The 12,171-nt window shown below is 69.4% G+C and carries 13 protein-coding genes; 7 read left to right on the forward strand and 6 right to left on the reverse strand.

Annotated elements, in window-relative coordinates:
• The 6 genes from ACFVMC_RS18645 to ACFVMC_RS18670 all read left to right on the forward strand — a co-directional run bounded on the left by ACFVMC_RS18645 (position 1) and on the right by ACFVMC_RS18670 (position 7,291).
• The gene (locus ACFVMC_RS18645) at positions 1–891 is read left to right on the forward strand and encodes a hypothetical protein (protein ID WP_379211767.1); all 891 of its coding nucleotides are present in this window, start codon (positions 1–3) and stop codon (positions 889–891) included.
• Entirely contained in the window at positions 888–2,543 is a 1,656-nt protein-coding gene (locus ACFVMC_RS18650) for a fatty acid CoA ligase family protein (protein ID WP_379211769.1), read from the forward strand. Before ACFVMC_RS18645 ends, ACFVMC_RS18650 begins: the two co-directional genes overlap by 4 nt.
• On the forward strand, positions 2,540–2,821 hold the full coding sequence (locus tag ACFVMC_RS18655) for a hypothetical protein (RefSeq protein WP_379211771.1): 282 nt from the start codon (positions 2,540–2,542) through the stop codon (positions 2,819–2,821). The genes ACFVMC_RS18650 and ACFVMC_RS18655 overlap by 4 nt, the downstream gene beginning before the upstream one ends.
• Positions 2,818–3,861: an NAD-dependent epimerase/dehydratase family protein gene (locus ACFVMC_RS18660; protein WP_379211773.1), complete on the forward strand. Its 1,044-nt coding sequence runs from the start codon at positions 2,818–2,820 to the stop codon at positions 3,859–3,861. Before ACFVMC_RS18655 ends, ACFVMC_RS18660 begins: the two co-directional genes overlap by 4 nt.
• Entirely contained in the window at positions 3,858–5,033 is a 1,176-nt protein-coding gene (locus tag ACFVMC_RS18665; RefSeq protein WP_379211775.1) for a peptide synthetase, read from the forward strand. The genes ACFVMC_RS18660 and ACFVMC_RS18665 overlap by 4 nt, the downstream gene beginning before the upstream one ends.
• A gap of 131 nt (positions 5,034–5,164) precedes the next feature.
• The gene (locus tag ACFVMC_RS18670) at positions 5,165–7,291 is read left to right on the forward strand and encodes an MMPL family transporter (RefSeq protein WP_379211777.1); all 2,127 of its coding nucleotides are present in this window, start codon (positions 5,165–5,167) and stop codon (positions 7,289–7,291) included.
• Here ACFVMC_RS18670 and ACFVMC_RS18675 read toward each other — a convergent pair.
• The 6 genes from ACFVMC_RS18675 to ACFVMC_RS18700 form a co-directional block, all read right to left on the reverse strand.
• Positions 7,276–7,554: a YggT family protein gene (locus ACFVMC_RS18675; RefSeq protein ID WP_379211778.1), complete on the reverse strand. Its 279-nt coding sequence runs from the start codon at positions 7,552–7,554 to the stop codon at positions 7,276–7,278. The two genes, ACFVMC_RS18670 and ACFVMC_RS18675, sit on opposite strands and share 16 nt — an antisense overlap.
• Before the next feature lie 135 nt (positions 7,555–7,689).
• Complete coding sequence (locus tag ACFVMC_RS18680) at positions 7,690–8,619, reverse strand: TIGR03621 family F420-dependent LLM class oxidoreductase (RefSeq protein WP_379211780.1); 930 nt, start codon at positions 8,617–8,619, stop codon at positions 7,690–7,692.
• 216 nt (positions 8,620–8,835) lie between these two features.
• Positions 8,836–9,420, reverse strand: a complete 585-nt coding sequence (locus ACFVMC_RS18685; protein WP_379211782.1) for a DUF3558 domain-containing protein — start codon at positions 9,418–9,420, stop codon at positions 8,836–8,838.
• A 36-nt stretch (positions 9,421–9,456) separates the two neighbouring features.
• Entirely contained in the window at positions 9,457–9,849 is a 393-nt protein-coding gene (locus tag ACFVMC_RS18690) for a hypothetical protein (protein WP_379211784.1), read from the reverse strand.
• A gap of 85 nt (positions 9,850–9,934) precedes the next feature.
• Complete coding sequence (locus ACFVMC_RS18695) at positions 9,935–10,660, reverse strand: DsbA family protein (RefSeq protein WP_379211786.1); 726 nt, start codon at positions 10,658–10,660, stop codon at positions 9,935–9,937.
• Positions 10,661–10,740: 80 nt separating this feature from the next.
• Complete coding sequence (locus ACFVMC_RS18700; RefSeq protein ID WP_379211787.1) at positions 10,741–11,868, reverse strand: PLP-dependent aminotransferase family protein; 1,128 nt, start codon at positions 11,866–11,868, stop codon at positions 10,741–10,743.
• Between ACFVMC_RS18700 and ACFVMC_RS18705 the strand changes: the two genes are divergently transcribed.
• Positions 11,846–12,169, forward strand: a complete 324-nt coding sequence (locus ACFVMC_RS18705; RefSeq protein ID WP_379211789.1) for a cupin domain-containing protein — start codon at positions 11,846–11,848, stop codon at positions 12,167–12,169. The two genes, ACFVMC_RS18700 and ACFVMC_RS18705, sit on opposite strands and share 23 nt — an antisense overlap.
• The last annotated feature ends 2 nt before the right edge of the window (positions 12,170–12,171 follow it).

The raw sequence follows: 12,171 nt of genomic DNA on the forward strand, positions 1-12,171 counted from the left end.
ATGAGCGTGCGCATCAAAGCCACCGCGACCAGCCGGGGTATCGGCACCAACAGCATCGTCGAGCACAGCGGCCGGGCCGCGCGAAACAGCCTGGAGCGGGCCGGAATCCGGCCCGAGCAGGTCGGTGTGCTGATCAACGCCGGAGTCTTCCGCGATTCCAATACGGTGGAACCGGCCGTCTCGGCGCTGATCCAGAAGGAAGCCGGAATCGGCTTGGACTACCACTCCCCCGACGACGCCACCACCTTCTCCTTCGACCTGATGAACGGCGCCGTCGGCGTCGTGAACGCGATACAGGTCGCCACCTCGGTACTCGAGACCGGTGGCGCCGAGTACGTGCTGATCGTCTCCGGCGACACCCACCCGTCGCTCACCCGCTCGGTCGCGGACGACGAATTCCCCTACGCCACCGCCGGTGCCGCGCTGCTGCTGGAGCGCACCGACGACGCCGAGGGCTTCGGCCGGGTGCACACCGTGACCGGAACGGGCACCCCGGCCGTGCAGGCCTACGTCGACACCGCCACCATGGGCACCGTCGGGCGCGGTCTGATGACCGTCGAACGGGAACCCGATTTCACCGACCGCCTGCTCGGCGTGGCGCTGGAGGCGGCCCTCGCCGCGCTGGCCGATCAGGATCTGTCCGGGCTGGCGCTGATCGCCTCCACGCCCGCGCCGGAATTCCCGAAACTGCTCGCCGACGCGCTCGGCATCGACCAGGACGCGGTGCGCGTACCGGACCTCGCCGAGGGCGACCCACACACCGCCGCCCTGCCGCTGGCCTACGACCGCGCGCTGGCCGAAGGCACACTCGCCGGATACAACCGGGTGCTGTTCGTGGCGGCCGGGGCCGGACCGTCGGCGGCGGCGGTGCTCTACCGGCTGCCCGCATGACCGCGACCTACTGGCAGGCCATCGACCGGTTCCGCGCGTTCGCCCGCGCGGAACCGGATCGCGCGGCGGTCATCCACCCGGACGGCGTCGACTCCGACGGGCTGCCCGCATATCGCACGCTCACCTACCGTGAGCTCGACGCGTGGTCGGACGCCATCGCCGAACGGCTGATCGTGTCCGGGGTGGACAGCGGCACCCGCACCATCGTGCTGGTGCTGCCCAGTCCCGAGCTGTACGCGATCCTGTTCGCGCTGTTGAAGATCGGCGCCGTGCCGGTCGTCATCGACCCGGGCATGGGGGTGCGCCGGATGGTGCACTGCCTGCGCGCGGTACAGGCGGAGGCGTTCATCGGGATTCCGCCCGCGCACGCGCTGCGGGTGCTGTTCCCGCGCAGCTTTCGCCGGGTCCGCACCGTGGTCACCGTCGGCAGGCGCTGGTTCTGGGGTGGGGCGACGCTGGCGAGCTGGGGCCGGGAGCCGGCCGGCGTGCTGCTCGAACGCGTCCCGGCCGATCCGGGCGACGTACTGGTCATCGGATTCACCACGGGCAGTACCGGTCCCGCGAAAGCGGTGGAGCTGACCCACGGCAACCTGGCCGCCATGGTGGAGCAGGTACACACCGCGCGCGGCGAGGTCGCGCCGGACACCTCGCTGATCACCTTGCCACTGGTCGGGATCCTGGACCTGCTGCTCGGATCCCGCTGTGTGCTACCGCCTTTGATTCCCAGCAAGGTCGGGTCCACCGATCCCGCGCACGTGGTGGACGCGATCCAGCGGTTCGGGGTGCGGACCATGCTCGCCTCACCGGCCGTGCTGATCCCGCTGCTGCGCCACCTCGAAGCCCACCCTGCCGAGCTGGACACGCTCGGCAGCATCTTCTCCGGTGGCGCGCCGGTGCCGGACTGGTGCGTCGCCGGTCTGCGTGCCGTACTGCGCGCGGACGCGCAGGTGTTCGCGGGATACGGGTCGACCGAGGCGCTGCCGATGTCGACGATCGAATCGCGGGAACTGCTGGATGGACTCGTGCAACGCGCGCACCAGGGTGACGGAACCTGTATCGGCCGGCCGTCCGACCGGATTCGGGCGCGGCTGATCGCCATCACCGACGACCCGGTTCCCACCTGGGCGGACACCGAATCTCCCGGTGGCCTCCGCGGCATCGGTGAGCTGGTGGTCTCCGGCCCGAATGTGAGCACCCATTACTACTGGCCGGAGCGGGCCAATCTCGCCGGGAAGATCGCCGACGGCGCGGTCGTCTGGCATCGCACCGGCGACCTCGCCTGGATCGACGACGAAGGCCGGATCTGGTTCTGCGGGCGCAAGAGTCAGCGCGTGGAAACAGCCGACGGGCCGATGTTCACGGTGCAGGTGGAACAAATCTTCAACGTGGTGCCCGGTGTCGCCAGGACCGCCCTCGTCGGCGTGGGCCGCCCCGGAGCCCAGCGCCCGGTACTGTGCGTTGAGCTGACCGAAGGGGCCGAGCGCGGCGACGTGATCAGTGAACTACTCACGCGAGCAACAGCTTTCGAGCTGACCAAGCCGATCGAACACTTCCTGGTGCACCCCGGCTTCCCGGTCGATATCCGGCACAACGCCAAGATCGGTCGTGAGCAGCTCGCGATCTGGGCGGCCGAGCAGGTGAAGCGATCATGAAACCCGGTGCGCTCCGGACTGTTCCGATCCTCGGGTGGATCTATCTGCTGGGCGGGCTGGTGGCCGCACTGGCCGGGCGCACACCGCGCAACCGCGTGCTGCGGGCGCTCTGGTGGGTCGACGCGTTCCTGAGCATCGTCGTGCACGCGGCGCAGATTCCCGCCGCACTGCGGGCCGCCGACGGCGCGAACCCGCTGCGAACCGCGGTCCTGACCCAGATCTTCGGGCTCACCTACTGGCGGACCCGGCCCTCGGCGGCGAACGGAGACGCGCTGTGAAAATCCTGGTCACCGGGGCATCCGGATTCCTGGGCGGCGCGCTGGTCCGCCGTCTCGTCGCCGACGGTGCGCACGAGGTGTCGATTCTGGTGCGGCGCAGCAGCAATCTGGCCGACCTGGGGTCCGCCCGCGACAATGTGCGGCTGGTCCACGGCGACCTGTCCGACCCGGAATCGCTGCGCACCGCCACCACCGGGATGGACGTGGTGTTCCACAGCGCCGCCCGGGTCGACGAGCGCGGCACGCGTGCGCAGTTCTGGGCGGAGAACGTCACCGCCACCGAACGACTGCTCGAGTCCGCCCGCGCGAACGGCGCGTCCGGATTCGTCTTCATCTCCAGTCCCAGCGCGATGATGGACTACGACGGCGGCGATCAGCTCGATATCGACGAATCGGTGCCATATCCAGGCCGATACCTGAATCTGTACTCCGAGACCAAGGCAGCCGCCGAGCGGGCCGTATTGGCCGCGAACGCACCGGGATTCACCACTTGCGCGCTGCGCCCGCGGGCGATCTGGGGTGCGGGCGACCGATCCGGGCCGATCGTGCGCCTGCTCAGCCGCACCGCGGCCGGCACACTGCCCGACCTGTCCTACGGCCGCGACGTGTTCGCCTCGCTCTGCCATGTCGACAATATCGTCGAAGCCTGTGTGCGAGCAGCGGATTCCGACGCGGTGGGCGGCAAGGCGTACTTCGTGGCCGATGCCGAGCGTACCGATGTATGGCGGTTCCTCGGCGAGGTCGCCACCCGGCTCGGCTATCGGCCGCCCACCCGGCAGCCGAATCCGCGGGTACTCGCCGCCGTCGTCGCCGCGATCGAAACCGTATGGCGCGTACCGTTCATCGCCACCCGCTGGTCGCCGCCGCTGTCGCGTTACGCGGTCGCGCTGATGACCCGCAGCGCCACCTACGACACCGGCGCGGCCACCCGAGATTTCGGCTACCGGCCGATCGTGGACCGTTCGACCGGGCTCGAGCGCTTTCTCGACTGGCTCGAAACCCAGGGCGGCGTAGTCGAACTCACCAAGGATGTGCGATGACTTTTCGACGGCCGATCTCGCCCACCGAGCGCATGTACTTTCCGATGCGGGATCTCGCGCCGCCGTTCCTCATGCAGCTCGTGATCCCCGGCACCGGCGGTATCGATGCCGAACGCCTTCGGCAGGCAGTCGAGGTCGCCGCGCGGGCGTGCCCGGGCGCGCGCCTGATCCGGCGGGGCAAGAACTGGATCGACAGCGGCATCGCCCCGACCGTGCGCGTGGTCGCCGGGCACGCCGTCGCGGATCCGAACCTCGAGGCGGACCCGGTGCTGACCAGCCCGATCGGCCCGTCCGCCGCCTCCACCGTCGAGATCCTGCTGCTCACCGGCTCGCCGACCACCCTGGTGTTCCGGGTGTTCCACGGCGTCATGGACGGCATGGGCATGGTCCTGTTCGCCACCAGCGTGCTGCGCGTACTGCGCGGCGACGCGCCCGAGGAGTTCCCCGATCCGGTGGCCGACGCCGAACTGGTCCGCCGGATCGGCGCGCCCGGCCGGCCGACGGTCATGGCGCCGACCTACCGAACCGCTGTCGGGCACGGCCGTCAGGAACCCGGTGCACCACGACATCTGTTGCGCCGCCGCACCATTCACGCATCCGGGCCGGGCGCGCTGGCTCGGATCGCCGCGCGCCTGGCCGAGCGGACCGACGGTCCCTCACGCATCATGATGCCGGTCGACCTGCGCCGCCACGACCCCGCGCTGCGCTCCACCGCCAATCTGGCCCTGCCGCTGTTCCTGGACCTCACCCCCGGCACCCCCTGGGCCGCGGTCAAGGAGCAGATCAAATCCGGCCTGGCCGCGCGCCGGGAACTGAACCAGATGGCCGCGACCCGGCTCACCCAGGTCCCCGACGCCGCCAACCGCGCCCTGCTCCGGTCGCTCAACAAGATGGGCGCGGACCGCGGCCGCAATCTGGCCTCGGCCACCGTCTCGCATATGGGCCGGTTCACCCGCGAGGATCTCGCGGTGCCCGGCTTCGAACCCACCGCCATCTACGTTCTGCCGCAGCACAGCATCGCCATGCCGCTGCTGTTCGCCCTGATGGAATTCGACGGGCGCACCGAACTGACCGTGTCGGCGCGCAACGGCGCCGGCCTCGAGGCCCGCCTCGACACGCTGCTCGACGACCTCGTGCAGCAACTGGAGCGGGAGCTTCCCGTCCATCCGTGACCCCGGTCCGGGCGGTTGTCACCGTCTCGGACAGAATCGACCGAGTTCGATTCCGCACCACCGCAGTAGAGGCAGCATTTGAGCACCGCGAACCAGTCCACCGTCCGCAGCGTCTCCGCGGGCGGTACCCGGTGACCGCGTGGGCGCGCCTGCTCATCGCGCGACCCAAGCTGGTGCTGGCGCTGATCATCGCCGGAATCGGCCTGTTCGGGCTGTACGGCGCGGGCGCGTCGAAGAATCTCAGCGCGGGCGGATTCACCGACCCACACAGCGAATCGGCGCAGGTCGACCGGATCGTCACCGAGCACTTCGGCCCGCAGAACGCCGACCTGATCGCCCTCTACACCGCACCCGAGGGCAGGACAGTCGACGATATCGGTCCCGAGGTGCGCGCCCGGCTGGACCGGATCGACCCGAAACTGCTGGCCAAACCGGTCGAGAGCTATTGGACCAGCGCGCCGCCGCGCAAAGCGCTGCTGCGGTCGGCGGACGGCACGCGGGCCATCGCGGTCGTGTTCACCGCGGGCGACGAGAACGCCCGGCTGTCGGCGTATCCGAATCTGGAAGCGGCGCTTCGGGTTCCGGGTATCGACACCCGCATGTCCGGCTACAGCGCGGTGTCCACCGAGATCACCTCGCAGTCCCAGCGCGATCTCGTGGTGGCGGAATCGATCTCGCTGCCGATCACGCTGTTGATCCTGGTGCTGGTCTTCGGCGGGGTGGTCGCGGCGTCACTGCCGGTCGTCGTCGGGCTGCTCGCGGTGGCGGGCGCGATGGGCGCGATCCGGGTGCTCACCGAATACACGGAGGTGAGCACCTTCGCGGTGAACACCGCCTCGCTTCTCGGGCTCGGCATGGCCATCGACTACGGCCTGTTCCTGGTCAACCGGTTCCGCGAGGAAATCGCCGAGGGCCGCGACGTGCCCGCCGCGATCCAGCGCACCTGCGCCACCGCCGGCCGCACCGTCGCCTTCTCGGCGCTGCTGTTGATCTGCGCGTTCGCGGGCATGTTCGTCTATCCGCAGGCGGTACTGCGTTCACTCGGGTTCGGCGCGATCGCCGCGGTCGCGCTCGCGGCGGTTCTCTCGCTGACCGTCCTGCCCGCTCTGCTCGCGCTGTTCGGACACCGAATCGGACGGACCGCGGCCAGCCGGACGGGCGAGGATCGCACCGAACGGTTCTGGGGCCGGGTGGTGGACGCGGTACTGCGCAAACCCGGGGCGGTCGCCCTCGCGGTCGGCGCCATCCTGCTGGTGCTGGCCACGCCGGTACTCGACATCCGGCTCGGCGAGATCGACCATCGGGTGCTGCCCACCGACAACACCGTCCGCCAGACCGTCGACGAGCTCTACGCCGAATTCCCCGGCGCCAGGACGGGGGCCACCGCGGTCCTGCGCGGCACGGACGGAACACCACCGCAGGCGGCGCAACTCGACGCCGCGCAGACCGAACTGGCCGCTGTTCCCGGCGTGGGCGCGGTGGTGCAGGTCGGGCGCACCGGCGATCTCGTGGTGCTGCACGCCTTCCTGGACGCGACCGACCGCAGTCCCGCCGCCCAGGACGCGGTACTGGCCATGCGGGAGGTACCCGCGCCCGCGGGCACGACGATCCAGGTCGGCGGTGACACCGGAACCGCACGCGACAGCCTCGACGCCATCGTGCACCGGATGCCGTTCATGATCGCGACCATGGTGCTGGCCACGGTGCTGCTGCTACTCATCGCCTTCCGGTCGATCATCTTGCCGCTCAAGGCCGTTGCCATGGCGTTCCTCAGTCTCGCCGCCACCTTCGGCGTGCTCACCTGGATCTTCGTTCAGGGGCATCTCGGCGGGCTGCTCGACGTCGCGCCGGGGCCGATCGACGCGGGCATGATGGTGCTGATCATCGCGGTGATCTTCGGGCTGTCCACCGACTACGAGGTGTTCCTGCTGTCTCGGATGTCGGAGGCACACGAGGCGGGCGCGGGCACCGCCGCCGCGGTGCGGATCGGCACGGTCAAGACCGCCCGGGTGATCACCGCGGCCGCTGTGCTGCTGGTCTTCGTCACCGGCGCGTTCACACTGTCTCCGCTGACACCCATGCGGATGATCGGCATCGGCATGATTACCGCCCTCGTGCTCGACGCGACGCTGGTCCGCATGCTGCTGGTGCCGGCGCTGGTGCAGCTCATGGGCCCGGCGAACTGGTGGCTGCCGTGGCGGCGGCGCGGGCACGCGGTGACGGTGACCGAACGCGAGCCCGCTCAGCCCCAGCTGTAGAAGAAGGTGCGCAGGATCAGCGCCAGGATGAACACCACCGTGAAGGCCAGGTCGAGGCCGGTGTTGCCGAAGCGGATCGGCGGAATGATCTTGCGGACCGGCGCGAGTACCGGCTCGGTGAGCGTGGTGACCAGCTGACGGGGCTTTTCCGCCCACTGCGGCCGATCCGCCAGGATCATGACCCAGTCCAGCACCATCCGCGCGATCAGCAGCAGAATGAACACGGAGGTCACGAACCCGAGCAGGGAACCGAGGAAAGCCATGGGTGCACTCCTTAGTGATCGCCGCTATGGCGTCATACCAGCTTCAACGCGGCCGACCTGTCCGAAAGTTCCGATTGTCGCGGTATCACCATAAGCAGTGATCAGCGCCGATGCCGGTATTGGAACACACCTACTTCAGTGGTTGAGGGCGGCCAGCAGGCGAGCTCCCCCGGCTCGGTGCGCGCCCCGGATGACGAACTTCTCGAAACCCCAGCGCTTCCGATGGGCGTGCAGTTCCGTGCACAGATCATCGACCGTGCCGATCAAGACGTACGGAGCGGCCAGCAGATCCTGTGCGGTCGAACCGGTGATCTCCGCGGCCAGGCGGGCGGCCGCTGCCTCCGCGTCGTCGGTGATCTCCAGGTACTGCACCAGCACCTCGAACTCCGGGTCTCGTCCCGCCCCGTCGGCCGCCGCACGGACGATCTCCACCTGCTCATCGATATGCGCAATGCGCCAGCGGGTTTCGTGGTCTCGGCCGTCCGGCAGCGTGCGACCGAGACCGGTGAAGTCGACGATGTCGGCGTGCGCGCCCGCGTAACGCAGCAGGCGCGGATTGTTGCCGCCCACCCGTAGCGGAATCGGGTCCCGCACGGGGCGCGGGCTGTCCAGCACCGCGTCGCGCAGCGTGAAGTACGCGCCGTCCACGGTCACCGTCTCCCCCGCCAGCAGCCGCCGCGTCAGCTCGGTCAGCTCGACCATCCGCTCGATCCGCGCCCCCGGCGCGGGCCGCTGTGCACCCCGCATACTCCACTCGAACGGATTGTGACCCGCCCCCACCCCGAACTCGAAACGGCCGCCCGACAACAGATCCAGGGTCGCGCCCTCCACCGCCAGCGCCACCGGCTCCCACAGACCACCGTTGATCACATTGGTGCCCAACCGGATCCGCTCCGTCACCGCCGCGGCGGCCGCCAAACTCACGAACGGCGCCGCGCACGCGCCCGGATGGTCGGGCACCAACAGCGCCTCGAACCCATCCCGCTCACACGCCCGCGCGAACTCGGTCCACGACTCGACCTGCCCCACCGCCCCTTGCACCGAAAACCGCAGCCTGTCAACCACAACCAGTCCTTCCGTCACCTGCACGGTAAACCCGTCCCACCGCCTCCAACCCCGCATCTCCCGACAATCCGCTCACAGCGACACTGGTGGTCTCGGCGGCCTCGATGCGACCAGCATCGCCGAGACGAAGACGTTGAGCCGGTTTCCTGCACGCCGACGGCGGCTCGAAGGTCTCACCGGCGGCTACTGTGCTGTGACGATGTGGGATCGGCGCGGTCAGTCGGGTGGGAGCAGGGGGGAGATGGCTTCGGCGATTTCTGTTGCGTTGTCGCAGGGGGACAGGTTGCGGGGGTGGGTGGAGCGGGGGTCGTCCACGAGGATGGAGAGGGAGCCGGTGGGGAGTTCTATGTCGAGAGTGCAGCCGCCGGGGACGTCGGGGCGGGCCTCGTAGCGGAGGGCCTTGCGGGTGGAGACGGTGAGAGGTGTCGCGGTGGGGAACTTTTCGCGGATCTGGGGCAGGGTGGTGTTCGTGGTCTGGATGCTGAAGGTGTAGCGGGTGCGCGCCAGATAGACGCAGCCCTTGGCGGTGGTGGCTCCGGCGTTGGTCTGCCGGGGTTCTGGTTTGCGGGCATCCCACTGGTGTCGGGCCAGGAACTCCGCGGTCAACGCCGTGCACGGATCGAAAGCGCCGGCGGTACCGGGCACGGAGGTCGGCGCGCTGGCAGTCGATCGCGCTCCGGTCGACGACGCGGACGGCTCACCGCCCGCACCGCCCCCGCAGGCCACGAGCAGCCCCAGTGCCGCGACGATTCCCGCGGCGCGGACGAATCGCACAGAGCCGCTTCGGTGAACATCGTTCATCGCACTCCCAGCTCACAGGAAAATCGCGCATCGCGTTCACACCCGGAGTTCGTGGATCCGGCGAGCGAAATCCGCGTCGGTTCGCTCGTAGGCCTCACACATTGTTTTGAACAATGTCTGTAGTTGACCCGCGATGGTGATGTAGTCGCCGATGGTGTCGTAGGCGTTGTTCGGGCCGCCGAAAGCCTTCTCCCGGAAGAACTTCACCAGCTCGATCGCCGACCAGAGGCGGGCGTTGTCCTCGCCGAGACCCCAGTACACTCGCTCGCCCAGCGAGCGTGCGTCGAGTTGCACCACCGCCAGGTCATCGATGAGCGCCTGACAGGCCTTGTCGATGTCCAGGAACACCTGCGGTTCCATGCGCACCGCCAACGCCCCCGTTTTCGCGTCCTCGATGTATGCCCCGAATGGGTTTCCCGTCGCCTTCATGCCCGCCCCTTCCGCTGGTACAGCTCGATCATAGAGACGCACGGGCGGGCACGGGGGTTCCCTCGGGGAAAAAATTCGGCCGGGGTCAGCGGGCGGCGGCGATGGCGGCGGCGAGGAAGCCGTCGGCGGCGAGATCCCGGTTGGCGAGCTGGGTGCCGTTGATCAGGACCGTGGGGGTGGAGTTGACACCGCTCGACAGCACCTCCTGGGTCTTCTGCCGCAGGTAGGTCTCGTAAGTGCGTTCGGTAATGCACTGCGCCACGGACGAATCCGTGTATCCCGCGCCCTCGGCGATCTCGATCAGGGCACTGTCGGACAGGCCCGCGCCGCCTTCGGCGGGCTGGCGTTCGAACATGGTGGCCAGCCAGCGCTGATAGTTCTCGGTACCGGAGTTGGCGACACAGTAGGAGGCATTGCCGGCCCGCGAGGAGTACTTGTCGGTCGAGGCCCGGTCCAGGAAGGTGATGACGCTGTATTCGACTGCCGCGTCCCCCTTCTCGACGGCTTCCTCGAGGACGCGACCGTTGTGCTGTTCGAAGGATTTACAGGCCGGGCATTGCAGATCGGCGACCAGGCGCACCACGACCGCGCCGTCACCGACCCGGACCGACCCGTCCGCGGCGGTGTTACGCGGCACGGTCGGCAGCGATGGCCCCGCGGCCGCCTTGTCCCGCGTCATCAGCACGATCACGACACCGACCACGGCGACCACCACGACCAGCGCCACCGCGACCAGCACCTGGACGAGGATCTTGCGGTCGTTGCGCGGCGGCGGCTGCGGTGGGGTCCAAGCGCCCTGTTGGGGATACACCGTCGTACACCTTCACTTTCGCTCGCCGAACAACCTCGACCGCCACCCTAGTCGGCACCGGCGCACACCTGTCGGCCCGGTCAGATGGCGAACGCGGGCGCGGGCGCGCTGATCCGTGCCGGCGGGCGGTAGTCGGCCCAGGCGGCGGCGAGCCGCAGCACCGCGTCGCGCAGCGTCGATCGGGGATGACGGAAATGCAGTCGGATATGCCCGTCGCTGGATCCCGTGGGGTCGAGCCCGTTACCCGCGAGGACGGCGATATCGTGCCGGAGCGCGGTTTGCGCGAACGACGCGCCGTCACCGTGCGGCAGCGGAATCCACAGCGACTGCCCGCCGGGCACCGGGGCGACCGGCCACTGCGGCAGGTGCACTGCGAGATCCTCGATCAGGCTGTCGTGCGCGGCTTTTCGGGTGAGGGCCTGCGCGCGGCACAGACTGTCGAGGTCGGCGACCAGGCCGGTGGCGGCCATCTGAGCGGGCAGGTTTCCGCCGAGATCGCCGACCGCGCGCAGCCGGGCCAGGCGAGCGATCGTCGCCGGGTCGGCCCGGACCCAGCCGACCCGCAAACCGCCCCACAGACTCTTGCTGAGCGAACCGACGGTGATCACGGAGTCGACATCGGCGGCCGTCGGCGGCAGCTCGGGCGCACCGGGAAAGGCGAGCTCGGCGAGTACCTCGTCGACGATCAACGGAATCCCGGCCGCTGCCGCGGCCTCGGCCAGTCCACGTCGCACCAATCGGGAAAGCACTGTGCCGGTGGGGTTTTGGAAGGTCGGCGTGACATAGGCCAGCGCGGCGCCGGACCGAACCGCCGTCCGGAATCCGGTCAGCCCGAGCGGCAGCGGTCGCAACACCGCCGACGCCTCCCGGAATGCCTCCAAAGCACCCGGGTACGTGGGTGTTTCGAGCACCACACGATCACCGGGTCGCAGCAGCGCCCGCGCGAGCAGCGTCAATCCCTGCTGACCGCCATTGGTGACGAGGATCTGCTCGGGCCGCGTCGGGGCGCCGAGCCGGGTATAGCGTTCGGCGATCGCGACGCGCAAGGGCAGGTAACCCGCAGGGTGATAACCGATTTCGCCACTGAGCCCCGCGAGCTCGGGGACGATCCGCGCGTACGCCGCGGCGATCTCGGGCGGCGGCGCGTCCGGCGCGGCGCAGGCCAGCGAGATCACCTCGGGGCGTATGACCGATGCGATCTCCCTCACCGACGCGATCAGCGAACTCCCCGGCCCGTTCCAGCCCCGTGATCTCGCCGTCGCCAACGACACCGTCGTACGCCTCGCCCGCCTGGACGGCGAGTTCCCCTGGCATCACCACGACGAGGACGAACTGTTCCTCTGCTGGGAAGGCACCTTCCGGCTCGAACTCGAGGGCCGTGCGCCGGTACCCCTGTCCGCGGGCGAACTCTTCGTCGTCCCGAAGGGGTTGCGGCACCGTCCGGTAGCCGATGCCCCCGCGCACGTGCTGCTCATCGAACGCCCGGAGACCGCGCAGTACGGGAACTGAGC

It is taken from the genome of Nocardia sp. NPDC127579 (assembly GCF_042672005.1).
In the GTDB taxonomy this organism is placed as follows: Bacteria; Actinomycetota; Actinomycetes; order Mycobacteriales; family Mycobacteriaceae; genus Nocardia.

Coding starts and splice junctions, on each gene's coding strand:
- ACFVMC_RS18645 (WP_379211767.1), top strand. CDS start 1: ATGAGCGTGCGCATCAAAGCCACCGCGACCAGCCGGGGTATCGGCACC.
- ACFVMC_RS18650 (WP_379211769.1), top strand. CDS start 888: ATGACCGCGACCTACTGGCAGGCCATCGACCGGTTCCGCGCGTTCGCC.
- ACFVMC_RS18655 (WP_379211771.1), top strand. CDS start 2,540: ATGAAACCCGGTGCGCTCCGGACTGTTCCGATCCTCGGGTGGATCTAT.
- ACFVMC_RS18665 (WP_379211775.1), top strand. CDS start 3,858: ATGACTTTTCGACGGCCGATCTCGCCCACCGAGCGCATGTACTTTCCG.
- ACFVMC_RS18675 (WP_379211778.1), bottom strand. CDS start 7,554: ATGGCTTTCCTCGGTTCCCTGCTCGGGTTCGTGACCTCCGTGTTCATT.
- ACFVMC_RS18685 (WP_379211782.1), bottom strand. CDS start 9,420: ATGAACGATGTTCACCGAAGCGGCTCTGTGCGATTCGTCCGCGCCGCG.
- ACFVMC_RS18690 (WP_379211784.1), bottom strand. CDS start 9,849: ATGAAGGCGACGGGAAACCCATTCGGGGCATACATCGAGGACGCGAAA.
- ACFVMC_RS18705 (WP_379211789.1), top strand. CDS start 11,846: ATGACCGATGCGATCTCCCTCACCGACGCGATCAGCGAACTCCCCGGC.